The 25730-nt window shown below is 73.1% G+C and carries 21 protein-coding genes; 9 read left to right on the top strand and 12 right to left on the bottom strand.

Annotation, left to right across the window (positions count from 1 at the left end; translation table 11 throughout):
• Position 1 precedes the first annotated feature (1 nt).
• A complete protein-coding gene (locus BUE43_RS31000; RefSeq protein ID WP_073489901.1) occupies positions 2-871 on the bottom strand; it encodes a helix-turn-helix domain-containing protein in 870 nt (289 codons plus the stop codon).
• Positions 872-1010: 139 nt separating this feature from the next.
• Between BUE43_RS31000 and BUE43_RS30995 the strand changes: the two genes are divergently transcribed.
• From BUE43_RS30995 to BUE43_RS30980, 4 genes are all read left to right on the top strand, one after another.
• Positions 1011-1274, top strand: coding sequence for a hypothetical protein (locus BUE43_RS30995; protein ID WP_143174511.1), 264 nt, complete (start codon positions 1011-1013; stop codon positions 1272-1274).
• Between the two features lie 104 nt (positions 1275-1378).
• Positions 1379-2329, top strand: a complete 951-nt coding sequence (locus BUE43_RS30990; protein ID WP_234996018.1) for a carbohydrate kinase family protein — start codon at positions 1379-1381, stop codon at positions 2327-2329.
• 364 nt (positions 2330-2693) lie between these two features.
• A complete protein-coding gene (locus BUE43_RS30985) occupies positions 2694-3998 on the top strand; it encodes a citrate synthase (protein ID WP_073489898.1) in 1305 nt (434 codons plus the stop codon).
• 186 nt (positions 3999-4184) lie between these two features.
• A complete protein-coding gene (locus BUE43_RS30980; protein ID WP_073489897.1) occupies positions 4185-5558 on the top strand; it encodes a cryptochrome/photolyase family protein in 1374 nt (457 codons plus the stop codon).
• An 8-nt stretch (positions 5559-5566) separates the two neighbouring features.
• On the opposite strand, the gene BUE43_RS30975 is transcribed toward BUE43_RS30980, so the two are convergent.
• The 8 genes from BUE43_RS30975 to BUE43_RS30940 form a co-directional block, all read right to left on the bottom strand.
• Positions 5567-5959, bottom strand: a complete 393-nt coding sequence (locus tag BUE43_RS30975) for a hypothetical protein (protein WP_143174510.1) — start codon at positions 5957-5959, stop codon at positions 5567-5569.
• 172 nt (positions 5960-6131) lie between these two features.
• The gene (locus tag BUE43_RS30970) at positions 6132-7433 is read right to left on the bottom strand and encodes a WXG100 family type VII secretion target (RefSeq protein WP_143174509.1); all 1302 of its coding nucleotides are present in this window, start codon (positions 7431-7433) and stop codon (positions 6132-6134) included.
• Between the two features lie 5 nt (positions 7434-7438).
• Complete coding sequence (locus BUE43_RS30965) at positions 7439-7738, bottom strand: hypothetical protein (RefSeq protein WP_073489940.1); 300 nt, start codon at positions 7736-7738, stop codon at positions 7439-7441.
• Positions 7739-7974: 236 nt separating this feature from the next.
• Positions 7975-9192: an ABC transporter permease gene (locus BUE43_RS30960; RefSeq protein ID WP_073489894.1), complete on the bottom strand. Its 1218-nt coding sequence runs from the start codon at positions 9190-9192 to the stop codon at positions 7975-7977.
• Positions 9189-10106 (bottom strand): ABC transporter ATP-binding protein, encoded by a 918-nt coding sequence (locus BUE43_RS30955; protein WP_143174508.1) that lies wholly within the window; start codon positions 10104-10106, stop codon positions 9189-9191. The genes BUE43_RS30960 and BUE43_RS30955 overlap by 4 nt, the downstream gene beginning before the upstream one ends.
• The gene (locus BUE43_RS30950; protein ID WP_073489893.1) at positions 10093-10686 is read right to left on the bottom strand and encodes a hypothetical protein; all 594 of its coding nucleotides are present in this window, start codon (positions 10684-10686) and stop codon (positions 10093-10095) included. The genes BUE43_RS30955 and BUE43_RS30950 overlap by 14 nt, the downstream gene beginning before the upstream one ends.
• A gap of 221 nt (positions 10687-10907) precedes the next feature.
• Positions 10908-12479: a glycerol-3-phosphate dehydrogenase/oxidase gene (locus tag BUE43_RS30945; RefSeq protein WP_083960342.1), complete on the bottom strand. Its 1572-nt coding sequence runs from the start codon at positions 12477-12479 to the stop codon at positions 10908-10910.
• Complete coding sequence (locus tag BUE43_RS30940) at positions 12476-13153, bottom strand: TetR/AcrR family transcriptional regulator (protein ID WP_073489892.1); 678 nt, start codon at positions 13151-13153, stop codon at positions 12476-12478. The genes BUE43_RS30945 and BUE43_RS30940 overlap by 4 nt, the downstream gene beginning before the upstream one ends.
• Positions 13154-13169: 16 nt before the next feature.
• Between BUE43_RS30940 and BUE43_RS30935 the strand changes: the two genes are divergently transcribed.
• Positions 13170-14855 (top strand): FAD-binding oxidoreductase, encoded by a 1686-nt coding sequence (locus tag BUE43_RS30935; protein ID WP_073489891.1) that lies wholly within the window; start codon positions 13170-13172, stop codon positions 14853-14855.
• Positions 14856-15000: 145 nt separating this feature from the next.
• Here the strand turns inward: BUE43_RS30935 and BUE43_RS30930 are convergent, their stop codons facing one another.
• Positions 15001-15492 carry a hypothetical protein gene (locus BUE43_RS30930; protein ID WP_143174507.1) on the bottom strand — a complete coding sequence of 164 codons (492 nt, stop codon included), beginning with the start codon at positions 15490-15492 and terminating at the stop codon, positions 15001-15003.
• A gap of 591 nt (positions 15493-16083) precedes the next feature.
• Between BUE43_RS30930 and BUE43_RS30925 the strand changes: the two genes are divergently transcribed.
• On the top strand, positions 16084-18759 hold the full coding sequence (locus BUE43_RS30925) for an AAA family ATPase (RefSeq protein WP_159447819.1): 2676 nt from the start codon (positions 16084-16086) through the stop codon (positions 18757-18759).
• A gap of 18 nt (positions 18760-18777) precedes the next feature.
• On the top strand, positions 18778-21513 hold the full coding sequence (locus BUE43_RS35735) for an AAA family ATPase (RefSeq protein WP_073489888.1): 2736 nt from the start codon (positions 18778-18780) through the stop codon (positions 21511-21513).
• 51 nt (positions 21514-21564) lie between these two features.
• Here the strand turns inward: BUE43_RS35735 and BUE43_RS30915 are convergent, their stop codons facing one another.
• Positions 21565-22779, bottom strand: a complete 1215-nt coding sequence (locus BUE43_RS30915) for a pyridoxal phosphate-dependent aminotransferase (protein WP_073489887.1) — start codon at positions 22777-22779, stop codon at positions 21565-21567.
• An 83-nt stretch (positions 22780-22862) separates the two neighbouring features.
• On the opposite strand from BUE43_RS30915, the gene BUE43_RS30910 reads away from it, so the two are divergent.
• Positions 22863-23489, top strand: coding sequence for a winged helix-turn-helix transcriptional regulator (locus BUE43_RS30910; RefSeq protein WP_073489886.1), 627 nt, complete (start codon positions 22863-22865; stop codon positions 23487-23489).
• Positions 23490-23528: 39 nt separating this feature from the next.
• Here the strand turns inward: BUE43_RS30910 and BUE43_RS30905 are convergent, their stop codons facing one another.
• Complete coding sequence (locus BUE43_RS30905) at positions 23529-24557, bottom strand: NADP-dependent oxidoreductase (protein WP_073489885.1); 1029 nt, start codon at positions 24555-24557, stop codon at positions 23529-23531.
• A gap of 115 nt (positions 24558-24672) precedes the next feature.
• Between BUE43_RS30905 and BUE43_RS30900 the strand changes: the two genes are divergently transcribed.
• A complete protein-coding gene (locus BUE43_RS30900; protein ID WP_073489884.1) occupies positions 24673-25317 on the top strand; it encodes a TetR family transcriptional regulator in 645 nt (214 codons plus the stop codon).
• Positions 25318-25730 lie beyond the last annotated feature (413 nt).

Genomic DNA, 25730 nt, shown 5'->3' with positions numbered 1-25730 from the left:
TTCAGCTCTCCTTTGTTGCCTTGAGCAGGAGGGACTTGGTCTCGGCTGGACTGAGCGCCAGGGATTGAACTCTCTCGAGTAGGCGGCGCATCGGCTCGATATCGTCGGGTTGATCGAAGTACGTGCCCGGCCCGTACAAGGTAGGCAGATGGCAGATTGAAGGTGCCGCCGCGAAGTCGAGCAGCATCAGGCCGCCGCCGAGTCCTGGGTTGTCGACGGTCTCCGACGGAACGATCCGCACGGTGACGTTGGAGTGCTGAGTGGTGAGTTGGAGCAGGTGGGCTGCTTGTCCGGCCATGACGGTCTGGCTGCCCACGATGTTCCGCAACGCGTCCTCAGTGAAGATGACGTCCAGATGTTTGTGGCCGTCGGTTGTCAACACACGGCGTTGCTGGTTGAGGCGAAACGCGATGCGGCGCTCGGTCTCCTCCGGGGACTGCGGCCACCAGACGCCGTCGCCGCTCGTGATGATCGCCCGGACGTAGTCCGGTGACTGGGCGAGACCAGGAACGAGACCCGTTTCGTAGTAGGTGATCGCGGTGGCGTCGGCTTGGAGGTCGGCGAGACGTTGGAAGGCGTCGGGGAGGAGATCGGTGTAGACCTGCCAGGGCTGGTGTCTCCGCTTCCTGGCTTGGGTGCCGAGTGCGAGCAGGGTTTCTCGTTCGTCGCCGACGACGCCGTAGAGGTCGAGGAGTGTGCGGAGCTCTTCGACGCTCAGCGAGCCCTTGCCGTGCTCGACCTGGCTGATCCTCGGAGCGGAGCGCCTGATCGCGTTCGCGGCGTCCTGCTGGCCCAGTCCGGCCTGCGTGCGCAGGCGCTGCAGCGCCAGGCCGAGCTGTCGGCGCTCCACCGTCTGCTGAACCTGGCCCACGCGCGCACTCCTCACCTGATCGGGGCAGTGACTTTCGCCATAGCTTAAGTCTACGGTGATCTTAAGCCTTGAAGGCTTATCTGTGATCGGCTGCTCACTCATTGTTCCTGATGGTCATTACGTCATAGCGGGAGGCGTCGTGGTCGGTGGTAGGCCCGTGGAGGCGGGCGTCTACGTGGACATCGCCGAGGGGTTCAGGATGCAGCAGCTCGTGACGAAGGAGGGGTTCGTCGAGCTGACGTTCGGTTCGCGGGGCATGTTCTCGGGTGGGCATGACTTCGTCCTGTCGTTCACCGCCGAGGCGTTCCAGGAGCTGCGGGAGCGGTGGCCCGAGCTGCTCAGGGCGGTGGACGAGAAGGCGGCGCGGGTCGCCGCCGGTGAGGTCGGCGAAGACGAGGACTAGAAGGCGAGGACTAGACACCCCGGGCGCGCCCTGTGTACCCATACGGCACGTCGCCGGCCGGGGAAATCGGCCGTCTGGGTACACGGGGCGGGGCAATGGGTGCGGTGAGTCCGGGGTGGATCGTCGTCGGCGGGGAGGCGTTGGTCGACCTGGTGCCCGGGGCCGGAGCCGCTCCCGGCGTGTTGTCCCCGATGACGCCGCTGATGGGCGGGGGGCCGTTCAACGTCGCGGTGACCCTCGGCCGGCTCGGCGCTCCGACGCGGTTCCTCTCCCGGATCTCCACGGACACCTTCGGCGAGGCGCTGGTGGAGCGGCTGCGCCTGTCCGATGTGGATGTCTCGATGGTCCAACGTGGCGCGGAGCCGACCACTCTGGCCGTGGTGGGCCTGGCCGAGGACGGTTCGGCGCGGTACTCGTTCCACGTCGAGGGCACCGCGGACCGGCTCGTCGCCGACCCGGGGCCGCTGCCCGACGACGTGCGCGCGCTGTCGCTCGGCACGGTGTCGCTGCTCCTGGAGCCGGGGGCGAGCGCCTACGAGGCGATGTTGCGCAGGGAGTCGGCCGCCGGCCGGTTGGTGTCGCTGGACCCCAACGTGCGGGCGGCGTTGGTGCCGGACGCCGGGGCGTACCGGGCGCGGTTCCGCTCCTGGCTGCCGGACGTGGGGTTGCTGAAACTGTCCGAGGAGGACGCCGGCTGGCTGGCCGAGGGTGCGGACCCGCTGGCCGCGGTCAGGGAGTGGCACGGGCGCGGTCCCGCCGCCGTACTGCTGACCAGGGGCGCGGCCGGTCTCGCGGCGCTCACCGGCGCCGGGGACCTGGTGGAGGTCCCGGCCCGTCCGGTGACCGTTGTGGACACGATCGGGGCGGGCGACACGGTGCACGGCGCGGTGCTGGCGTGGCTGGCGGAGCACGACGCGTTGTCCGTCGACGCGGTGCGCGCGCTGGACGCGGACGCCTGGCGGGAAGCGCTGTCGTTCGTCGCCGACGCCGCCGCGGTGACCTGTTCCCGGGCCGGGGCCGAGCCCCCGTTCGCCGCCGAGCTCGCGGCGCGCTGACCTGGGGAATTGGGCGGTTCGGGCGGAAAGCGGCGTGCGTCGCCGGTCCCTCGGCGGTCGACCCGGAGCCGGCTGACGGCACGGGAAGGATATTGAGCGTGGTCGACCCGATGCGGATCGCAGCCGGGCGCCCCCCTCGGCGTGTGATACCTGTCCCAAGTGCCCTCACCAGCTAACACGGCTGCTGCGCGAGGCCGGTGGTGCGGACTAGCGTGAGGGGCTGACAGGACCCCAACGGGGCGGTGCTGCGGCGCGGTCGACCCGACCGGCGAGCGCTCGTGTGACTTGTCAGTGGGCGTCGAAACGACGTGCTGGCCGGTCGGAGCTTTCAGCATCGTCCCGTCCGAGCGTGAGAGGGACCCGAATGCCCGACGCGACGCCCGCTGACCGTTCCGTCGCGCTGCGCCACGGGGGCGGCGAGCACGAGATGTCCGTGGTGCCCGCCACCGACGGCGCGGCCGGAATCGACCTCGGCAAGCTGCTGGCGAAGACCGGCATGGTGACGCTGGACCCGGGTTTCGTCAACACCGCGTCCTGCTCCTCCGGGATCACCTACATCGACGGTGACGCCGGAATCCTGCGGTACCGCGGCTACCCGATCGAGCAGCTGGCCGAGAGCTCGACCTTCGTCGAGGTCAGCTACCTGCTCATCTACGGCGAGCTGCCGACCCAGGCGCAGCTGGACGACTTCACCGACAAGATCCGCCGGCACACGCTGCTGCACGAGGACCTCAAACGGTTCTTCGACGGCTTCCCGCGCGACGCGCACCCGATGCCGGTGCTGTCCTCGGCGGTGTCCGCGCTGTCCACCTTCTACCAGGACAGCCTGAACCCGTTCGACGACCCCCAGGTCGAGATGTCGACCATCCGACTGCTGGCCAAGCTGCCCACCATCGCGGCCTACGCCTACAAGAAGTCGGTCGGCCAGCCGTTCCTCTACCCGGACAACTCGCTGGGCCTGGTGGAGAACTTCCTGCGGATGACCTTCGGCTTCCCGGCGGAGCCCTACAAGGTCGACCCGATCCTCACCAAGGCGCTCGACCAGCTCTTCATCCTGCACGCCGACCACGAGCAGAACTGCTCCACGTCGACCGTGCGCCTGGTCGGCTCGTCGCAGGCCAACATGTTCGCCAGCATCTCGGCCGGCATCAACGCCCTGTTCGGCCCGTTGCACGGCGGCGCCAACCAGGCCGTGCTGGAGATGCTGGAGGGCATCCGCGACAGCGGCGGCGACGTCGACACCTTCGTGCGGAAGGTGAAGAACAAGGAGGACGGCGTCAAGCTGATGGGCTTCGGCCACCGGGTCTACAAGAACTACGACCCGCGCGCCGCCATCATCAAGAAGACCGCCGACGAGGTGCTGGGCAAGCTGGGCGGCGACGACCAGCTTCTGGGCATCGCCAAGGCGCTGGAGGAGCGCGCGCTGTCCGACGACTACTTCGTCGAGCGCAAGCTCTACCCGAACGTCGACTTCTACACCGGCCTGATCTACCGCGCGATGGGCTTCCCGACCCGGATGTTCACCGTGCTGTTCGCCCTGGGCCGGCTGCCGGGCTGGATCGCGCACTGGCGCGAGATGATGAAGGACCCGGCCACCAAGATCGGCCGTCCGCGCCAGGTCTACGTGGGCTCGCCCGAGCGCGACTACGTCGCGATCAACGAGCGCTGACCAGCGCCCGTCAGCGGTGACCCCGGCCGGGTCGCCGCCACGTTCCCGCCCCGGGGAGGCCGCCGAGACCGGCGGTCCCACCCCGGGGCGGTCGCCGTTCCCGAGCCTGGACCACCTCACCTGACGGTGTCACTCTCCGGCGGGTCCTGGCGTGCGTCGCCGGTCGGGCGGTCGTAGCGTCCGTTCGTGGATGCCGCCGTTCTCTGGTTCCGTCGCGACCTGCGTCTGGGCGACCACCCCGCCCTGGCCGCCGCTGCCGAGCGTTCGCACAGGGTCGTAGCGTTGTTCGTGCTCGACGAGGTGTTACTACGCCCGGCCGGGGCGCCTCGCCGCGGCTTCCTGGCCCGATGTCTGCGTGCCCTGGACCACGACCTGGGCGGGCGGTTGCTGGTCGTGCGGGGAGATCCCGCGCGGGTCGTGCCCTCCGTGGCCGCGCGGGTGGGCGCGCGCAGTGTCCACGTCAGCGCCGACACCGGTCCCTACGGCCGAGAGCGGGACGCCGCCGTCGAGCGGGCGTTGGCCGAGGCCGGCGTCGAGTTCGACCGGACCGGCTCGCCCTACGCGGTCACCCCGGGCCGAGTGGTCAACGCCCAGGGCGAGCCGTACCAGATGTTCAGCGCTTTCTACCGCGCCTGGCTGAACCGCGGCTGGCGGGAGCCGGCAACCAGTGATCCATCCGAAGTGGACTGGTTCGATCCGTCCGAAGTGGACGTCGAGCGGGCTGCGGTCGCGGAGCCGCCGGCCGACGGCCTCCCGGCGGCGGGGGAGCGGGCCGCGTTGCGGCAGTGGGAGACCTTCCTTGACGAGCGGATCGACCACTACGACCGCGACCGGGACCGACCCGACCTGGCCGGCACGAGCCGTCTCTCCGCCGCGTTGCACTGGGGCTGTGTCCATCCCAGGACGCTGCTGCACGACCTGGCCGCGCACTCCGGCTCCGGCGCGGCGGCCTTCCGCGCGGAGCTGGCGTGGCGGGAGTTCTTCGCCGACGTGCTGTGGCACCGCTCCGAGGTGGCCCGGCGCAACTACGACCGGCGCTACGACCACTACCAGCACGACACTGGCGAGGACGCCGACGCCCGGTTCACGGCGTGGGCCTCCGGTCGCACCGGCTACCCCCTGATCGACGCGGGGATGCGGCAGCTCCTCGCCGAGGGCTGGATGCACAACCGGGTGCGCATGGTGGTGGCCAGCTTCCTGGTCAAGGACCTCCACCTGCCGTGGTGGCGCGGCGCGCGGCACTTCCTGCGCCACCTCGTCGACGCCGACCTGGCGTCGAACCAGATGAACTGGCAGTGGGTGGCCGGCAGCGGCACCGACGCGGCGCCGTACTTCCGGGTCTTCAACCCCACCACGCAGGCCGAGCGGTTCGACCCGAACGGCGACTACGTCCGGCGCTGGGTGCCGGAACTCCGCGCCGTGCCGGGGAAACGCGCGCACACGCCCTGGCTCCTGCCCGCCGGCCCGCCCACGGGCTACCCGCCGCCGATCGTCGACCACGCCGAGGAACGCCGAGTCGCCCTCGGCCGCTTCTCCGCCCTCAAGGCCGTCGCGCCCTGACCCCGCTGTCAGGTGTTGAACAACCACAGGTGCACGGTCGACTGCGTCTTGTCCGTGCGGTCCACCGTGACCTCGCGGAAAACCTCATGCTTGCGGCCCTCGCCCGGAGGCAGGCTGTCCTGGGCCCACGCGAGGTCGGTGCCGAGGGTCAGTCCGGGTAGCGGGGACATGCTGCCCCGGTTTGTCCTGTCCAGGGGCTTGGTGAACTTCGACGTCGCCAGCAGGGTGTCCACGGCCTCGGGCGGCATCCTGACGGCGAGGACGTAGAGCTGGTCGATGCCCTTCTGACCCTGGACACCAAGCACGGTGGCGGAGGGCGGCAGGACGATCCCGCCGAAAGTGAGCGCCTCGGTGATACTCGCCTGGTCGGTCCGGACGGCGCTGCTGTCGCGTGGGGGCATCCTGTTCTCCTGACTGGAACCGGACTCGCAGGCAGCGGTGGTCGCCGCGAGGCCGACGACGAGAGCGAGGGTTCCGATCGTTGCGACGAGCGGGCGGAAACGCTGGAGACCACTGGCGGCTGGCCGGCGAATCCCCGCGTCTCCGGCGGTTTCTACTGCGTCCACGGGCAACCTATTTCCGGGTCGGATCGGTGCGGTCGTCTCGGTCGGGAGGGGGCTGGGGTAAGTCGGGCTTTTCGCCAGGCGGGGGAACGCGACCCGCGTAATGCCTCGGTTCCGACGAGCCGGAGACGTCGAACTCCTGGGCCACGCCCGCGCGGTGCATGTCCGCCATCGACTGGTCGGTGATCGTGACGGGGCCGATGTCGGTGCTCTTGCCGCCGTCCCAGTTGTATCGATCGAAGACGTGCACCTGGTAGTCCATCTCCACCCGTGGCTCGCCACCGGGCTGGTCGGGTGGGTGCACAGTGGCCACACCGGTCACCGCGTACTTGATGCCGCCGAGGGCGTAGTACCAGTCCTTGCTGTATTCCTGCTTGATGTAGTAGCCGACCCAGCCGGAGTTGAACGGAATCGGCTTGCCGTACGTGCCGTTCGCCCTGGCCTCCTCGGCGAGACGACGCATCTCCGCGGCCGCCTTCTTGTCGACCTCGTTCCGGAACTCCGGCACGTCGCCGGTGATCTCGTCCGGGCTGACGGACAGCGGCGTCCCCGAGTTGTCGAGGAAGTGCCGGAGGTGCTTCGCGGCGTGCGTCCAACCAACGCTGTCGGCGAAGATCGCTGCCTGGCCGGCGAGCTCCTTCTTGATCCGCTCGCCGAACCAGGCTCCGGGGTCCGATCCGTGCGCCCCCGCACCGCCGTCGACTTCTGGGCGGGGTGGCGGTCCGGGCAGGCCCGGTTTGTCGACGCCCTGGAGCGCACCGGCTGTGGCCGCGGCGAGCAGGGTGGTGGCGCCGCCGTCAGTGACCCGCCCGTCGCTCACCTTCTCGAAGACGCTGTTGAGGTCGCGGTCGACCTCCTCCGCCCTGGCGATGATCCGCTGGACCCGGTCCCGCAGTTCGGCCCTGATCCGCTCGCGTTCCCGCTCCACCTCCTCCGCCTGGTCGGCGGGGATGTCGGTGGCCGTGGCGGCGTCGGTGACGACCCCGGTGTGATCGATGGTGAAGTGGTGGGCGCGTGCCAGTGCCTCGGCCTCCGCCACCAGGTGTTCGAGACCGGTCAGCCCGTCGGCGGCGGCCATGATGCCGGTCCGAGCGGCGTTGACCCCGGCCACCAGGTGTTCCAGCTCGTCGGCCAGGCGGGCGCAGCGCTGCCGGGCGGCGTCGGCGGCCTCGCCGTGCCAGTCGCCCGGCCGCGCCATGTCGGTCAGTTCGTCGGCGAGCCCCACCAGGGTGTCGGACCTGGCCCTGAGCAGTCGCTCCGCCTCGTCCAGCGGCTCGTCCCGCCACCGGCGCACGTCTCCGTAGCTCACCACGTCCCTCACCGCCCGGGATCGGGAGAGAAGCCGTGTTCCGCCGCGCGTTCGTTGTCCGCGTACAGCCGCGCCGACTCCTTGAGGTCGTGGCCGAACGCGGCCGACGCGCCGCTCCAGTCCTTGATTCGCGTCTGCCAGAAGTCCGCGAGTTTCCCGGCCGTGTCGGCGGAGCGGGTGCCGGGCAGAGCTTCGGTCACCTCGCGCAGGACGGCGGCCAGGTCCACCACCCGCGCCTGTTCCCCGGCGCGGGTGGCGGCGTCGCCCGCCGACGACAGTGCTGAGATCACGACGTCGAAACCGCTCACGTGGCCCTCCCTCGGCGACGGCAGGAGCACGTTAGGAAGATCACATCCTTGCCGGGGGTGAGATCAACCGACTCGGCCCGAACAGCGAGCGATGACCACTCGTGTGGTGCATGAGTGTCATCGGAGTTGCCGGGGACCTCGGCTGGGTGGCGGCGAGGAGATGTTCCGGGCAGCGGGGGCCGCAAAGGACGAATGGCCCGCTCCCTGAGTGGGAACGGGCCATTCGCGGGAGTTGGTCACTTGGCGCGGAGCGCGTCCCGGAGCTTGACGCGGGCGCCGGTGCGGAGCACGGCGTTGGCGTAGATGCGGCCGCCCAGCCAGGCCATCGCGGCCACCGCGAGGACGGTGAGCCCCACCGACAGGGCGATCTGCCACCCCGGGGCCACCCCGAGCGCGATCCGGCTCGGCATGAGCACCGGCCCGAACGGCGGGATCATCGACAGGACCTCGACGAGCTTGTTGTTCGGGTTCTGCAGCAGCGTGAAGCCGACGAAGAACGACACCATCAACAGCATCAGCACCGGGGTGAGGACGCTGCCCAGCTCCTCCTGTCGCGACACCAGGGCGGCGGACGCCGCCAGGATCATGGCGTAGAGGAGGAAGCCGACCAGGTACCAGCCGAGCACCGAGACCAGCGTGCCCACCGCCGCGTCGGGCAGCGTGAGCATGTCACCGCCGATCGCCGCCACCAGGCCGACCCCGCCGATGATCAGCAGCTGCACCAGGCCGACGACCCCGATGCCGAGCACCTTGCCCAGCATGAGCTGCCACGGCCGCACCGTGGAGAGCAGGATCTCCACCACCCGGCTGGACTTCTCCTCGACCACGCCCTGCGCGACCATGGTCCCGAACGTCTGCACGGAGAAGAACAGCAGGAACAGGCTGGCGAAGGCCAGGACCTTGCGCTGGTCCTGCTGCGGGTCGGGAACCTCCAGTGTGGACACCGCGACCCGCGCGCCGGCCACCTCGCGGTTCACCTCGACCGGGTTGAGCCCGGCCTCGGCCAGCCGCGCGTCCAGCACCTGCTGCCGGGTGAGCCCGTCGAGCGCGGCGCGGAGCTGATCCTTGATCTCCTTCTGCACGACCACCTTCAGCGCGCCGGGCGCGCCGACGACCAGCGCGTCCAACTCGCCCTCGCGCACCAGGCGCTCGCCGGTCTCCGGGTCGGGGACCGTGCGGGTCTCAACCTCCTTGCCCAGCGCGGCGACCGAGGACTTCAGCGGCTCGGCGACCGCCGTCGCCTGGCCGGTCAATCCCACGTTGATGCGCGACGCGCTGTTGCCCATGAAGTACATGAAGCCGACGTAGGCGGCGATGACCGCGATGGTCAGCAGCGTGCCGATGACGAACGAGCGCGACCGCAGCCGGGTGCTCATCTCGCGGCGGGCCACCAGCACGACCCCGCGCGCGGGGGAGAGAGCTCTGCTGCCGGACGGTGCGGTCGGCGCTGTCATGCCGCGGCCTCCTCGGTGACGACGTTGCGGAACAGCTCGCTGAGCGAGGGGCGGTGCGGCGCGAACTCGCGCACCCGCCCGGCGGCGGACGCCGCGCGGAGCACGACCTGGTCGTCGACGCCGTCGCCCAGCTCCAGCACGGCGCGGGAGCCCTGCCGCTCGACCACCCGCACGCCGGTCAGCTCGTCGACCCAGCCGTAGCCGGCGCCGTCGACGTCGACCATGACCCGCTCGGTCGTCCCCGACCGCAGCTCGGCGACGCTCCCGCTGGCCACCATCTGTCCACTTCGGACAATTCCGACCCGGTCGCACAGCCGTTCCACCAGGTCGAGCTGGTGGCTGGAGAAGACGACGGGGACGCCCTGGTCGCACTTCTCCCGCAACACCTGGCTCATCACGTCCACCGCCACCGGGTCCAGGCCGGAGAACGGCTCGTCGAGCACGAGCACCTCGGGGTCGTGCACGAGCGCGGCGGCGAGCTGCACGCGCTGCTGGTTGCCCAGGCTGAGCTTCTGGACCTCCTCGTCGCGCTTCTCGGTCAACCCCAACCGCTCGATCCAGACGTCGGCGGCGCGACGCGCGGCGGCGGACCCGCTGCCGTGCAGCTCGGCCAGGTACGCGAGCTGCTCGGCGACCTTCATCTTCGGGTACAGGCCGCGCTCCTCGGGCATGTACCCGATGCGCCGCCGCGTCTCGAAGGTGATGGGGGCGCCGTTCCACCGGACCTCGCCGGAGTCGGCGGCGAGCACGCCGAGCGCGATGCGCATCGTCGTGGTCTTGCCGGCCCCGTTGCTGCCGACGAACCCGAACATCTCGCCGGCGCGCACCTCGAAGCTCATGTCCCGCAGAGCCACGACGTCGCCGTAGCGCTTGGAGATCCGGTCGATCTCCAGCAGCGCCTCAGGCACGGACATCCCCTCCTCGCTCCTCACACACCACGGCCGGAACGTCCGCCGTGGCTCCCCAGTCCTCGGGCTCATCGTCGGGCAGGTTCCACGCCGCCAACAGCGTGGGCAGGGAGCCCGTGAGCCCGATCACGGGCGGCAGCACACCCATCAGTCGCCAGCCGAGGTCGGGCGTCTCCACCCTGACCACGACCACGAGGAACACCAGGCCGAGCACGGCCATCGCGAGCTGGAAGCTGACGAAGGCGTAGCGCCCCCGCAGCGCGAGCTCGCGCTCGTCGAGCAGGCTCGCGTGTCGTTCCCCGACGGAGCTCGTCACCACCCGCAGCACGAACGTCGCCGCCGCGAACGCCACGAGCGCGCCGAGGTAGGGCGCGGCCTGGACGAGGTTCAGGTCGCCCCCGGCGTACACGTGCCAGCCGACGGCGACCATCGCCAGGCCCGACCCGGTCACGCCGGCCGCCAGGAGACGGCGCCGTGCCCTGGTCCGCCAGCGCGGCAGCATCCGCCGCTCGCGTCGCGCGACGGCCTCGGCCCGGCGGAGGTACTCGCCACGGAAGCGCGCGCTCCAGCCAGCCATGGTGCTCATCGCCCCTCCTCGCGTCGGCGCCCACCCGGGGTGTCCTCCGGGCGGCCCAGCACGCACGACGCGAGCTCGGAACGAGCGTCACAGAGGTGGCCCCACTGGTCCCCAGGGAGAGCCGACCGCGCGTCGTGCGTGATCACCCTGCGGAAGTGTTGCAAAAACCCAACAGCTAGACAAGTTGCTGCGAGGTGATCACTGCGGGGCGTGGAGGCGGGGCGCGGGGCTCAGGCGAGGATGCCGGCCAGGGTGCGCTCCACGAGATCGGTCACGGCGGGGAGGGCGGCGGCCCGGTCGGCGGCGACGAGTCCGACCCGCGTGCGCCGGTCCAGCACGTCGTCGACGTCCAGCGCGCCCTCGTGGCGCACCGCCCACACCACCTCGGCGGCGTTGACCGGAACGCCCGGCGCCACCGGTTCGGCCAGGGTCGGGTCCAGCTCCGCGAGCGCCGCGACCCGCACGGACTCGGTGCCGTACCGGGAAACCAGGTGCTCAGGTGCGTCCAAAGTGGACAGACGGGCGGGCGGCGCGGCGCCCACGAGCGGCACGTCCCTGGTGCGGGAGGGTCCGGCGGGCAACACCCGGCGCGCCACGGCCGCGTCCACCGCGTCGGCCGCCATCCTGCGATACGTGGTCAGCTTTCCGCCCACGACCGTGACGACGCCGTCCTCCGACGTCAGCACCGCGTGCCTGCGGGACAGGTCGGCGGTCCGGCCCGCGTCGCCGGCCAGCAGCGGGCGCAGCCCGGCGAACGAGCCGAGCACGTCGGCGCGGGTCAACCGGCGCGCGAGCACGGCGGAGGCGGCCTGGAGCAGGAAGTCCACATCGGACTCCGGCACCTCGGGCACGTCCGGGACCGGGCCCTCCACCGGCTCGTCGGTCAGTCCGACGTGGACCCGGCCGTTGGGCTGCGGCAGCAGGAACACGAACCGGTTGGCCTGCCCGGGAACCGGAGCCAGCACGGACGCGCCCACGATCCCGGTCGCGCGCGCGTCGAGCACGAGGTGCGAGCCGCGGGAGGGGCGCAGCCGGACGTCGGGCGTCAGCTGGTCGGCCCACACACCGGTCGCGTTCACCACGGCGCGGGCCCGGACCGCGAACCGCCGGCCGGTGCGACCGTCCTCGGCCTCCGCGCCGTCGCCGGTCAGCTCCACGACCCTGGCCCTGGTGACGATCCGCGCGCCGAACCCGGCCGCCGTCCTGGCCAGCGCGACGACCAGCCGCGCGTCGTCGACGAGCTGGCCGTCGAAGGACAGCAGCCCGCCGCGCAGCCGCGCCCGCCGCAGGCCGGGGGCCAGGGCCAGCGCCTCGGCCGTGGGCACCCGGCGCGGCGCCGGCAGCACCGACCCGGGGGTGCGGGCGACCCGGCGCAGCACGTCGCCGGCGTGCAGGCCGGCCCAGAGCGCTGCCTCCTCCCGCCGGCCCAGCTCCGGCAGCAACGGGACGAGCTGCGGCAGCGCCCGCACCAGGTGCGGCGCGGTCCTGGTCATCAGCACGCCGCGCTCCACCGCGCTCTCGTGCGCCAGCGCGACGTCGCCCTGCGCCAGGTAGCGCAGGCCGCCGTGCACCAGCTTGCTGGACCACCGCGAGGTGCCGAAGGCGAGGTCCTGGGCCTCCAGCAGGGCGACGCGCAGGCCCCGCGACGCCGCGTCCAGCGCGACCCCGGCCCCGGTCACCCCGCCGCCGACCACCAGCAGGTCCACGAGTTCGCCGCCGGCCAGCGCGTCCAGCTCGGCGGCGCGGCGCGCGGCGTTGAGCGAGGTGGCGCGCAGGGAACCGGCGGGCAGCGGAATGGTCATGACGTGCTCTCCTCCTCGGTGGCCGGACCGGGACCTGGACCTGGACCTGGACTGGGGCGCAGTGCCGCGTCCAACTGGTGCGCCAGCTCGGCGAACAACGCCGCCGGCGCGGTCCCGTCGGAGCTGGCCGGGCGCAGCGACAACACCAGCGACTGCGTGGTGAGGAAGAGCAGGCGGGACTGGACGGTGGCGTCCCCCGCCCGCACCGAGCCGTCGGCGTGCCCGGCCACCACCTGCTCCCGGAGGAACTGCTCGGCCACCCGCTGGGTGCCGCCGATCCGCTCGACCACGTAGGGCAGCAACAGCTCGGGGTCGATGTCGAGCACCGTGCGGAGAAGGGGGTTGTCGGCGAGCAGGCGCACCGCGCCCACGACACCGGCCACCAGGCGCTCGCGCGCGTTCGCGGTGCTGGGCACGCCCTCGGCCGCCGCGCCGAGCAGCGCGCCGAACTCCCGGGTCATCAGCTTCGCGACCAGCGTCCGGATGTCGGGGAACCGGCGGTAGAGGGTCATCCGGCTGACGCCGGCGCGACGGGCGACGTCGGTCAGCGTCGTGCGACGCACCCCCACCGCGAGCACGCACTCCCTGGCCGCGTCGAGCAGCGCGTCGTCGTCGACCCGATTGGGCGGAACGCGCGGGACGGCGGGATCAACACTGTGACGCTGAGACGTCATATGTCACACTGTAGCGGTGACCGAGGCCATCGACCACACCGTCCGTGGGAGCTGGACTCCCGCCGGCGCCGCGCGGTCCCCGCTGCCCGCCCACGCCCTGCGCTGGTTGCGCGCCAGAACCGGACTGGTCGGCGCGACCACGCCGGCCGCACCGGCCTCCGTGCTCGCCGTCCCCGACTCCGCCCTGCCCGAGGGCGCGCGCGCCGCGCTCGCCGACGTCGTGGACGAGTCGAACGTCCTGCTGGACCGGGAGGCCCGGCTCGGCCGCACGGGCGGACTGTCCTATGTGGACCTGGTTCGTCGGCGCGGCGGCGCGGAGCTGGCGGTGCCGGACGCGGTGGTGCTGCCCGAGTCGCCCACCCAGGTCCAGCGGGTGCTGGAGGTGTGCGTCGAGCACGACGTGGCCGTGGTGCCCTTCGGCGGCGGCACGTCGGTGGTCGGCGGGGTGACCGCTTTGCGGGGCGACAAGAAGGCGGTGGTCGCGCTCGACCTCGCGCAGCTCGACCGGCTCGTCTCGGTCGACCCGGTGTCCCGGATCGCGGTGCTCCAGGCCGGCGTGCGCGCCCCGGACGCCGAACGGCTGCTCGGCGCGCACGGGCTGACCCTCGGCCACTTCCCGCAGTCCTTCGAGCGGGCCACCGTCGGCGGGTTCGCCGCCACCCGCTCGGCCGGGCAGGCGTCCTCCGGCTACGGCCGGTTCGAGGACATGGTCGAGGGACTGCGGCTGGCCACGCCGGCCGGGGAGTGGCGGCTCGGCGTCGCCCCCGCCTCGGCGGCCGGCCCCGACCTCCGGCACCTCGTCCTGGGCAGCGAGGGAACGCTCGGCGTCATCACCGAGGTGGCGTTGCGCGTCCGCCCCGCCCCGACCGTGCGCCGGTACGAGGGATTCGTCCTCGACGGCTGGGAGCGCGGCGTCGCCGCCGTCCGGGCGCTGGCCCAGCAGCGCGAGCTGGCCGACGTCACGCGACTGTCCGATGTGGACGAAACCGAGGTCTCGGTCGCGTTGTCCGGCGGTCTGAGGACGAAGGCCCTGCGCGGTTACCTGAACCTGCGCGGGGTCTCCCGCCCCTGCCTGCTCGTGCTGGGCTGGGAGGCCGAGGACGGCCGGGAGCTGGCCTGGCGGCGGGACGCCGCGCTGCGGATCGTGCACACCTTCAGCCCCGTCACGCTCGGCTCGGCGGCCGGCGAGTCCTGGCGCCACAACCGGTTCGCCGGCCCGCGGCAACGGGACGCCCTGCTGGACGTGGGCGTGTGCGTGGAGACGCTGGAGACGGCGACGACCTGGTCGGCGCTCCCGGCGCTGTGGGCGTCGGTCCGGGGCGCGCTGGTGGACGCGCTGACCACGCCCGGCCGTCGGCCGGTCGTCATGTGCCACATCTCGCACGCCTACGAGACCGGGGCGTCGCTGTACTTCACCGCGATCGCGCCCCGCGACCCGGACGACCCGGTCGGCCAGTGGCAGCGGGCCAAGACGGCCGCGTGCCGGGCCATCGCCGGCAGCGGCGGAACCCCGGTCGGCACCATCACCCACCACCACGCCGTGGGCACGGACCACCGGCCCTGGCTCGCCGGCGAGATCGGTGACCTCGGCGCCGACGTGCTGGCCGCCGTCAAGCGCCGCCTGGACCCGACCGGCATCCTCAACCCGGGCAAGCTCATCCCGGGCCCGGAGCGCCCAGATCAAGATCAACCGATCGGGTGAGGTGCCACGCAAAATTTTCTGTGGCATCCTGTCCGCGACAAGCCAGTCGGTCTGCGGACGCGGCTGGAAGTGGCTCCTCAGGAGCCCGCGTGAGCCCGGGACCCCCCGCCGGACGACGGGAGCCCGGGTTTCGCGTTATCGGGGGTCAGTTCACATCGATGACGTGTGTCGCGGTGATGATGTCCCACGGCTCAGGCTCGTCGTGGAGGAGCGCTGACACATACGCCCCCACGACGAAGTCAGCCAGCCACAGCCGTTCGTCTTGGCGCTTGCGGACATGAACCACCCGAAAAGGCGAGTTGACTTGTCGTGATCGTTGTAGGCGGTTCATGGTTCGTCGATCGTGGCAGTCGCTTCCGTGCCGGGACTCGATGATCGCGGCGTCCACCCGCTCGACGTGCTGCAGTCGGGGCAGGAGTCGGGCGAGAAGCCGAGCCCGGGCCAGCTCCTGCTCGTTGTTCCTGGTCGCGCGCGTGGTGATGATCGCTCCGGTGAAGCTGAGGGTGGCGATCAGGTGAGCGATCTCGACGCGTCGTTTGCCGCTCTCCGAGTGGTGGTGGATGTGGTCCTGTCCATCGAGGAGTGGGACGCGCATCCCGCTGCGGAGAGCGGCTTCCTCGCTCTCGGGGGAGAGCACCGCCGCAAGGACGTAGAGGCGTCGCCCCTCGGGCAGCGGGCCGCCGCCCTCGTCAACGTGAGCAAGATTCCGCACTGCCGCAGGGCCTTTCGTCCGTCGAGATCCGGGGCAGCTTAGGGGGCGCCTCGCCCGCTACCCGATCGTGCGAACTTTGGCTCTACGGCTGGATTTTTCGACGAGTCATCTGCTGGTGTGGTTGCCGCAAGCCGGTCGGTCTGCTGACGCGGCCGGAAGTGGCCCCGGAGTTTCCGAGGCCCGCGTGAGCCCGGGAACCCCCGCCGGACAGTGGGACCCCGGGCTTCGCGTCTTTCCGGGTCCTTTCCGCCGTGCGGGAATGACACTGATCTCGTGGTGATCCACGATCCCGCTCGGCGCTGGCAGGGGGAAAGCTTGGTGGTGCGGGACGGGAGGGACGAGGGGCACGCGGCAGGGGCAGCGTGGACTGGGGGTCCACACAGTGCGGGAGCCGTGTCGTCCCTCCCGTCCCGGGCTTCGCGGGAGGCCCGGCGGGCGCGGGTGACGCGCGGTCGATCTCTCCCGGCCCGGCCGGCCTCGCCTCCGCGCGGCCGCTTTCACGCCACGATGATCCGCGTGGCGCTGCTCGATCGTGATGACCAGCTCGCGACGATCGCCGCCGCCGCGCGGCGCACCCGCGACGGCGCCGGGCGGCTCGTCCTGGTGCGCGGCCAGCCGGGGAGCGGGAAGACCTCCCTGCTGGCCGAGGCCGGTCGGCGGGCCGAGGCCACCGGGATGCGGGTGCTGCGGATCGCGTGCCGGGAGCCGGACGGGCCGGACGCCGCGTTGGACCGGCTCCTCCCCGGCGCGCCCGGGGCCGCGGCGGACGAGCACGCGCTGTTCCACCAGCGGTACCGGTGGCTCCACCAGCTCGCGGCCGACTCGCCGCTGCTCCTCGCGGTCGACGACGTGGACCTCGCCGACGACGCCTTCCAGCGGTGGCTGACCTTCCTCGCGCGTCGGCTGGACCGGGTGCCCGTGCTCGTCGTGGTGACGGAGCGGCTGCTCTTCCGCTACAGCGGCGCGCCCGTCGACCGGGAGCTCACCCATCGCCTGCCGGGCTCGCTCGCCACGCTGGTGGACCTCGGTCCGCTCGGCGCGGACGCCGGTGTCGCGTTGGTGCGCGCGCGGTTCGGGGCGGCGGTGCCGGAGGAGGTGGCCCGGGAGTGCGCGCGGGCGTCCCTGGGCGTCCCGATGCTGCTGCACGCGTTGCTCGACGACCTGGCCGCCGTGGGCGAGGGCTGGCCGGAGGTCCTGGCCGGCGGGGCGGAGTGGTTCCCCCGGGGCCGCTACGGCGCTGCCATCCGCACCCTGGTCTCCCTCGCGGCCTGGGACGCGCGCCAGGTGGGGCGGGCGTTGGGCGTGCTGGACGGCGAGGAGGCGACCGAGGCGCTGCTGCCGGCGGTCAGCGGGGTGGACGGCCCGTGGCTGCGGGCCGTGCTCCAGCAGCTCCGCCACCAGGGCAGCGTCGTCGGCACTCCACCCCGGCTGGCCCACCCCCTGCTGCGGGACGCGGTGCTCAGCGGCGTGGAGCCGGCGGAGCGGCAGGCGGCGCACCGCGCCGCCGCCAAGCTGCTCTACGAGCGCGGCGCTCCGGCCGAGGCGGTGGCCCGCCATCTGCTCCGGACGCCGGGGCCGACCGAGCCGTGGGCGGTGGACAGCCTGCTGTGCGTCGCCGACGGCGCCATCGGGGAGGGGCGGACCGATCTCGCGTTGCGCCTCCTGCGGCACGTGGCGGACTCGCCGTTGCCGTCCCCTGCCCTGGCGGAGGTCCTGTCCCGGCTCGGCGCTCTGGAGGCTCTGTCCGATCCGCTGGCCGGCGCGCGGCGGCTGGGCGAGGCGCTGCGGCTGCAGCCCGACGAGGGCCGGCGGGCGGCGATCGCTCCCGCGCTCGGCATGGCGCTGGCGGCCGGCGGCGAGGTCGCTGGCGCGGTCGCCGCGCTGGACGAGATCGCCGAGGGACTCGCCGACGTCGAGCTGGCCGAGGGAGTGCGCGCGGTAGCCGTGCTGGCCGCCGCGCCGGACGACGCGGTGTGGGTCGCCCGGCTCGAACAGCTCCGGGCGGTCACGGACGGGATGTCGCCGGAGTCGCTCCCGCACGCGATCGTGACCCTGTACGAGGCGGGGGCCGGCCGGATCTCGGCGGCCGAGCTGGCGGCCAGGGTTCGGCACGTCCTCGCCGGGCGGTGGCCGGCGCCGCTGGACCCCTGCCTCCGCGCGCTCGCCGGCTCCGCCCTGTGCTGGGCCGACCGCACCGAGGAGGGGCACCGGCTGATCGACGAGGTCGCCGAGGGCATGGCGCCGTTCGCGCCGCAGTTCGCGACGCACGTGGCCGGGCAGCGCGCCGACACCGCGGTGGTGGCCGGCCGGTACGAGCGGGCCCTCGCCGCCGGCCGCGACCCGCGCGTCGCGTCGACCCCGTACCCGGCGGCCCAGGTCGTGCTCGCCCTCGTGGAACTCGACCGGCTCGACGAGGCTCGGCGCCTCGCCGACGACGTGACGGCGCGGGCGCCCCGCATGTCGTGGGAGTGGAACTTCTTCCTGTTCGCGCGGGGATACCTGCACGCGGCCCTCGGCGACCCCGACCGCGCGCTCGCCGACTACCTGGAGTGCGGCGAACGGCAACTCGCGCGTCGGTTCCCCGGCCCGATGCTCATGCCGTGGCGGGTCGAGGCGGCCCTTACCCACGCGGAACTGGGTCGGCCGGCGGACGCCGCGCGGCTGGCGGAGGAGGACCTCGCCCTCGCCAGGACGTGGGGGACCGAGCGGGCGGTGGGGCGGGCGCTGCGGGCGCGCGGCGTCGCCCTGGGCGGGGAGGACGGCGAACGCGCGTTGGCCGAGGCGGTGGCCGCGCTCGCGCGGTCGCCCGCCGAGCCCGATCTGGTGCGGGCGCTGGTCGATCTCGGCCGCGCGCGGGTCGCGCTGGGGCGGGGCCGAGCCGGCCGCGAGGTGCTGCACGAGGCGCTGGCCAGGGCGGAGCGGCTCGGCGCGCCCCGGTTGACGCGGCTCGCCCGCACCGCGTTGGCGGCGGCGGGCGCCCGGCTCCGCGGGGCGGCGCGGTCCGGGCCCGGCGCGCTCACGGCCGCCGAGCGCCGGGTCGTCCGGCTCGCCGCGGACGGCCACTCGAACCCGGAAATCTGCGCGGCCCTGCACCTGACCCGGCGCACGGTGGAGACCCACCTGACCAACGCCTACCGCAAGTTGGGCATCACCCGACGGGCGCAGCTCGCCGAGGTGTTGGCGGACGAGTGAGGACCGGACGGGAGAGGCGTGCTGTTCGAACGTGACCACGAGCTGACGACCGCCGCGAACCTGGCCGCCCGCGCCCGTGCCGGGTCCGGCGGGCTGCTCGTCGTGGCCGGCGGGCCGGGCGTCGGCAAGACCACGCTCCTGGACGAGATCGCGCTCCGGGAGGCCGGCCCGGCCCCGGACCGGATGCGGGTGCTGCGCGCGCGGTGCTCGGCCGAGGAGAGCGGCTTCCGGCTCGGCGTGGCGCGGCAGCTGTTCGAGGTGGCGTTGGAGGAGCGGTGCCCGTTGCGCGGGGACCAGCCGTCGGGACCGGACGACGAGGCGTTCGACCACCTCGACGTCCTCCTGCGCCGGCTGGCGGAGGAGGAGCCGCTGTTGCTCGTGGTCGACGACGTCCACGTCGCCGACCCGGCCTCCCTGCGCTATCTCGTCCGGTGCGCCGACCTGCTCGCCGATTTGCCGGTCCTCCTGGTCGTCGCCGAGCGCACCAACCCCGGAGTGCCCGGCCGCCTCGCGGCGGTCGGCGCGGCGACGGTCCTGCGGCCCCGGCCGCTGAGCCCCGCCACGGTGGCCAGGATCGTGCGCGCCGGGCTCGGCCCGACGACGCCGGACGAGGTGTGCGACGAGTGCGCGCGGATGACCACCGGGCACCCGTTGCTGGTGCACGCGTTGGTCCGGGATCTCGCGCTGATGGCGGGGGACGGGCCGGTCGGGCGGGCGCCCCGACGGCTGGCCGACGTCGGCGGCGGCGCGTTCGTGCGGGCGCTGCACCGCCTGACCAACGACGGTGGGACGCGGAGGGACCACCTGCTGCGGGTCATCGCGGCGGTGGAGGGGGAGGACCACGCGGCCGAGCTGCTGCCCGCGCTGACCGGGGAAACCCTCCCGTGGCTCGCCGACTGGCTCGCCGCGATGCGGGAGCAGGGCGTCCTGGACCGCGCTGACCCGCCCCGCTTCACGCACCCGGTGCTGCGGGACGCCGTCCTCGCGCTCTGCTCGGAACCCGAGGAGCAGGGAGCGCTGCACCGCAGGGTCGCGGCGCTGCTGCACGAGCGCCGCGCCGCGCCCGAGGCCGTGGCCCGCCACCTGGTGCAGGCCGACGTCGTGGCCGAGCGGTGGATGGCGGACACCCTCTGGACCGCGGGCCGACGGGCGTGGAGCGGGGGCCGGCCCGAGGAGGCGACGGCGTTCCTGCGCCGGGCGCTGGACGCCCCGCTGTCCCCGGAGCGGCGGAGCCTGGTCCTGGCGCGGCTCGGGGAGGTGGAGATCTCGGTCAACTCCGAGGCGGCCGTGCGGCGGCTGACCGAGGCGCTGCGGGAGGCCGGCCCGCGCCTGTCGGCCAGGATCGCCCCGTCGCTCGGCGCCGTGTTGGCGGCCAACGGCCGGGTCGACGCCGCGCTCCGGCTGCTCGACGACGTCGGCGCCCGGGTGGGGGACGGCGACGGGTTCGCGGCGGCGACGCGGGCGGCGGCCGCGTTGATCGCCGCCCAGGACGTCCTGACCTGGCCCGCCGCCGTCCGGCGGCTGCGCGCGGCCGCGGCCGCCGCGCCGGGGGAGATCGAGCCGGTGGCCCGCGGGCTGCTGGCCGTGTGCGACGCCACCGCCGGGCTGGTCTCGGCGGAGGAGGCGTTGGCCAGGATCGCGCCCCGGCCCCCCGCGCCGCCGCCCCCGGCGCTCCTGCCCTACTGGCACGCCTCCGCCGCCATCGTCACGCGGTGGGCCGACCGGTTGCCCGAGGCGCGGCGGATCGCCGACGAGGTGCTCGGCGACCGACCCGACCTCAGCGACCCGGCGCGGCGGGTCCTGGCCGGCGCCCGGGCGGCGGCCGCCGTGGCCGAGGGGGCGTTCGCCCGCGCGATCGAGGAGAGCGAGCCGCTCGTGGTGGCCGCGACGCGGGGCGGGGTGCGCCCGGTGCACGTGGTCTCGCAGGTCGTCCTCGCCCTCGTGGGGCTGGACCGGCTGCCGGAGGCGTCCCGGCTGGTGGAGCTGGTGGCGGGGGACGAGAGCACGTCCTGGGAGTGGTGCGACCTGCTCTACGCCCGGGGCGTCCTGCGCGCGGCGTCCGGCGACCTCGCGGGCGCGCTCGCCGACTTCCAGGACTGCGGGGCCCGGCAGCTCGCGTGGGGCCGGGTCTCGCCCGTGGTCACCCCGTGGCGGTCGGCCGCCGCCCACGTCCAGGTGGCACTCGGCCGGGTCGCGGAGGCGGTGCCGCTGGCAGAGGAGGAGCTGCGGCACGCCCGCACCTGGGCCACGCCCCGCGTGGTGGGCCGCGCGTTGCGGGCGCTGGCCGCGACGGCCGCCGGCGAGCGCCGGCTCGGCCTGCTGGCGGAGGCCGTGGACCTGCTGGCCGGCTCCCCTGCCCCGGTGGAGCTGGCCGAGTCGCTGGTCGACCTCGGCCGCGCCAGGGCGGCGCTCGGGCAGGGCCGGCGGGCACGGGAGGCGTTGCGCGACGCGCGGGCGTTGGCCGACCAACTCGCCATGCCCCGGCTCCTGCGACGCGTCGACGGGGCCCTCGGCGAACTGGGCGAACGGAGGGAACGGCGGAACGGGACCGGGTTGGCGGCGCTCACGGACGCGGAGCGGCGGATCGTCGGCCTGGCCGCGGCGGGGCGGTCCAACAACGAGATCTCCGAGCTGACGCGCCTGGCGCGGCGCACGGTGGAGACCCACCTGACCAACGCCTACCGCAAGCTCGGTGTGCGCCGCCGGACCCAGCTCCCCAGGGAGCTGGCGGAGTTCCGGGAGGCGGAGCGCTGACGCGCCGCCCGAACTCCCCGCCCCGCGGGGAGAACCGGGGAGCCGCGCGGGTCAGCCCTGGCGGTAGTGGGTGAGGAAGTGGCCGATCCGGCCGATCGCGGCCTCCAGGTCGTCGACCCTGGGCAGGGTCACGATGCGGAAGTGGTCCGGGCGCGGCCAGTTGAACCCGGTGCCCTGCACGACGAGGAGCTTCTCGGCCAGCAGCAGGTCGAGCACGAACTTCTCGTCGTCGTGGATCGGGTGGACCTTCGGGTCGATCCGGGGGAAGGCGTAGAGCGCGCCCATCGGCTTCACGCAGGAGATGCCCGGGATCTGGTTCAGCAGCTCCCAGGCCCGGTCGCGCTGCTCCAGCAGCCGCCCGCTGGGCAGCAGCAGGTCGTTGATGCTCTGGTGGCCGCCGAGCGCGGTCTGGATGGCGTGCTGCGCGGGCACGTTCGGGCACAGCCGCATGTTGGCCAGGATGTCCAGGCCCTCGATGTAGCTGCGGGCGTGCTGCTTGGGGCCGGAGACGGTCATCCAGCCGGAGCGGAACCCGGCGAGCCGGTAGGTCTTGGACAGCCCGTTGAAGGTCAGGCACAGCAGGTCGGGCGCGAGCGAGGCGGTGCAGGTGTGCGTCGCGCCGTCGTAGAGGATCTTGTCGTAGATCTCGTCCGAGAACAGGACGAGGTTGTTGCGCCGGGCCAGCTCGACCAGCTCGGTCAGCAGCTCGCGGGGGTAGACCGCGCCGGTCGGGTTGTTCGGGTTGATCAGCACCAGCGCCCTGGTGCGGTCGGTGATCTTCGAGGCGATGTCGGCGAGGTCGGGCAGCCAGCCGGCCTGCTCGTCGCACACGTAGTGCACCGGCCGGCCGCCGGACAACGTCACCGACGCTGTCCACAGTGGATAGTCGGGCGCGGGGATCAGCACCTCGTCGCCGTTGTCCAGCAACGCCTGCAACGACATGACGATCAGCTCGGAGACCCCGTTGCCGAGGTAGACGTCCTCGACGTCGAGCCCGAGGACGCCGCGCTCCTCGTAGTGCTGCACGACCGCGCGCCGCGCCGACAGCACGCCCTTGGAGTCGCTGTAGCCGGTCGCGTTCGGCAGGTTGCGGATGACGTCGCGCAGGATGGACTCGGGCGCGGCGAACCCGAACGGCGCCGGGTTGCCGATGTGCAGCTTGAGGATGTGGTGCCCCTCCTCCTCCAGCCGCTGGGCCTGTCTGAGGACCGGGCCGCGGACGTCGTAGCAGACGTCGGCGAGCTTGCTCGACTGGGTGATCTGCATGCCGGTGCCTTCCTCCCGCGGTCGCTCCTTGGTTCTACCAAGCGGGTACTTGGAAAGTCCAACCGGATCGGTACCCTGATGGAGTGCCGCGTCGGAGTTACGACCAGTTCTGCCCCATCGCCAGGGCGCTCGACCACCTCGGAGAGCGCTGGACGCTGCTCGTCGTGCGGGAGCTGCTGGGCGGTCCCCGCCGCTACAGCGACCTGCTCGCCGACCTGCCGGGGGTGAGCACCGACGTGCTGGCCGCCCGGCTGCGGGAGATGGAGCGGGACGGCCTGGTGGTCCGGCGCCGGGTGCCGCGCTCGACCGCGCACGTCTACGAGCTCGCGCCGGCGGGCCGCGAGCTGACGCCGGTCCTCGCGGCGCTGGCCGACTGGGGCGGCGGCCGGCTCGGCGAGCGCCGCTCGACCGACTCGGTGCGGGAGCACTGGTTCGCCGTGCCGCTGGCGACGATGCTGCGGCCGGTGGTCGACGTGGCGACGGTCGAGGTCCGGCTCGGCGAGGTGGTCTTCACGCTGCACGTCGCGGACGTGCCCGGCTACGCCGACGGGCCCGCCGACAACCCGGCCGCGGTGGTGGAGACCGACCTGGAGACGGCGTCGGCGCTCGTCGCGGGCGAGCTGGACCTGGACGGCGCGGTCGAGCGGGACCGGTTGCGCTACAAGAAGATCGGGGTCGAGACGGCGTCAGCCGAGCCACTGCCCGGCTGACCCGCCCCGACCCCGCTCTCCGGTCCCGGCGCGAGCCGCTCAGCGCGACGCGATGTTCACCAGCATCTTGCCGACGTTCTCGCCCCGCATCATGCCGAGGAACGCGTCGACCGCGTTCTCCAGGCCGTCCACGACGGTCTCGCGGTACTGCAGCTTCCCGTCGCGCAGCCACCCGCCGACCTCGCGCTGGAACTCCTCGCGCAGGTGCGCGTGGTCGGAGACCAGGAAACCGCGCACCGTGAGGCGCTTGCTGATGAGCTGCACGAGGTTGCGCGGCGCCGGCGACGGCGACTCGGCGTTGTACTGCGAGATCATCCCGCAGACGGCGACCCGCCCGTGCAGGCGCAGCGCGGAGATCGCGGCCTCCAGGTGGTCGCCGCCAACGTTGTCGAAGTAGAGGTCGATGCCGTCCGGGGCGGCGGCGCGGAGCTGCTCGTGCACCGGCGCGTCCTTGTAGTTGAACGCCGCGTCGAAGCCCAGCTCCTCGGTCAGGAAGCGGACCTTGTCGGCGCTGCCGGCCGAGCCGATCACCCGGGACGCGCCGCGCAGCTTCGCGATCTGGCCCACCAGCGACCCGACCGCGCCCGCCGCGCCGGAGACGAACACGACGTCGCCCTCGCGCATCGCGCCGACCTCCAGCAGGCCCGCGTAGGCGGTCAGCCCCGGCATGCCGAGCACACCCAGGTAGGCGCCCAGCGGCGCGGCGTCCGGGTCGACCTTGACCGCGTTCTTCGCGTCGACCAGCGCGTAGTCGCGCCAGCCCTGGAAGTGCAGCACCACGTCGCCGGGGCGGAGCGCGTCGGTCTCGGACGCCACGACCTCGCCGACCGCGCCGCCGTCCATGGCCTTGCCGAGCTCCATCGGCGGCCGGTAGGCGGGGCGCTCGTCCATCCAGCCCCGCATGGCCGGGTCGACGCTCATGACGAGGTTGCGGACCAGCGCCTGGCCCGGTCCCGGCGTGGGGACCGCGGCCTCGACGAGGTCGAAGTTCTCGTGCGTGGGCCAGCCCTGCGGACGGCTGGCGAGCCGCACCTCGCGGCCGGTGGCGGGCGGGGTGGGGACGGACATGGTGACCTCCAGGGCAGACACCGGGAAGACCGGGGAACGACCGCGAGAGAAACTGTCACTCGCTGACAAAAGACACTACACGACAGAATGCGGTGGCTGACGTAAGGTGGCGGGCATGGGTGCCGGAGGGGAGCAGATCGGGCTGCGCGAGCGCAAGAAGCAGCGCACGCGCGCGGCGCTCGTCGACGCCGCGCTCGACCTGTTCGCGGCCAACGGCTACGACGCGACCACCGTGGAGGGCATCGCGGCGGCCGTGGAGGTCTCGCCGCGCACGTTCTTCCGGTACTTCGAGGGCAAGGAGGACGTCGCGCTCGCCCCGGTGGCCGAGCTGGACCAGCTCGTGCTGGCCGGGCTGACGCGGCGCCCCGCCGAGGAGCCGCCGCTGACCGCGCTCCGGGCGGCCTACCGCGCGATGCTGGACCACCTCACCGCGCCGGACCGGACCGCCCTGACCCGGTACCTCACCGTGCACCACCTCGTCCAGGTCACGCCGGCGCTGCTCGCCGGCAGCCTGCGCCGGCAGGCCGACGGGGAGCGCCTGATCGCCGCCGAGATCGCCGGGCGCGCGGGGGTGTCCGAGGCGGACCTGCGTCCGCGCCTGCTCGTCCGGCTGGTCCTGGCCGGCGCGCGAGTCGGCTTCGAGACCGGCTGCCAGCGGGGGGTGCTGACCGACCCCGCGCTGCTCGTCGCCACCGTGGAGGAGGCCCTCGACCTGGCCACGGCCGGGATTCCCGAGCGGTGGGGTCCACCCTGGCGTTGACGGCTCCGCGCCCACGCTTCCAGTGGTACCCGTTCCGGGGCTGGTCATAGCTGCATTGACCAGCGAAAACGGTGGGGCAGTCGAGGTGGTGGAACCTCGGTGCCACCGGGCCGCCCCGCTCGTACAACGTATACGATCACGCTTCGCCCAGTAGTTCATCGTATTTCGCATACGATCACGCCTCTCGGCGCGGCCAGCGGTTGCACAACGTATACGATCTACGGTTGCGAAGCCTGCGATGGCGCAACGTATACGATGTTCGACTCGGAAGGTCGCGGGCGCGTGGCCCTCCTTCTCAGTGGATGCTCGCTGTGCTTCGTGAGAACCCGCACCCCGGGGTTCATGAGCGCCGAAGAGCGATGATCGCTCACGATCCCCGCGGTGTTTTGCGGGACACCCGCACCCGGTCGGGG

This window comes from Streptoalloteichus hindustanus (assembly GCF_900129375.1).
Taxonomy (GTDB): domain Bacteria; phylum Actinomycetota; class Actinomycetes; order Mycobacteriales; family Pseudonocardiaceae; genus Streptoalloteichus; species Streptoalloteichus hindustanus.
This window is presented reverse-complemented; position numbering and strand designations above follow the sequence as displayed.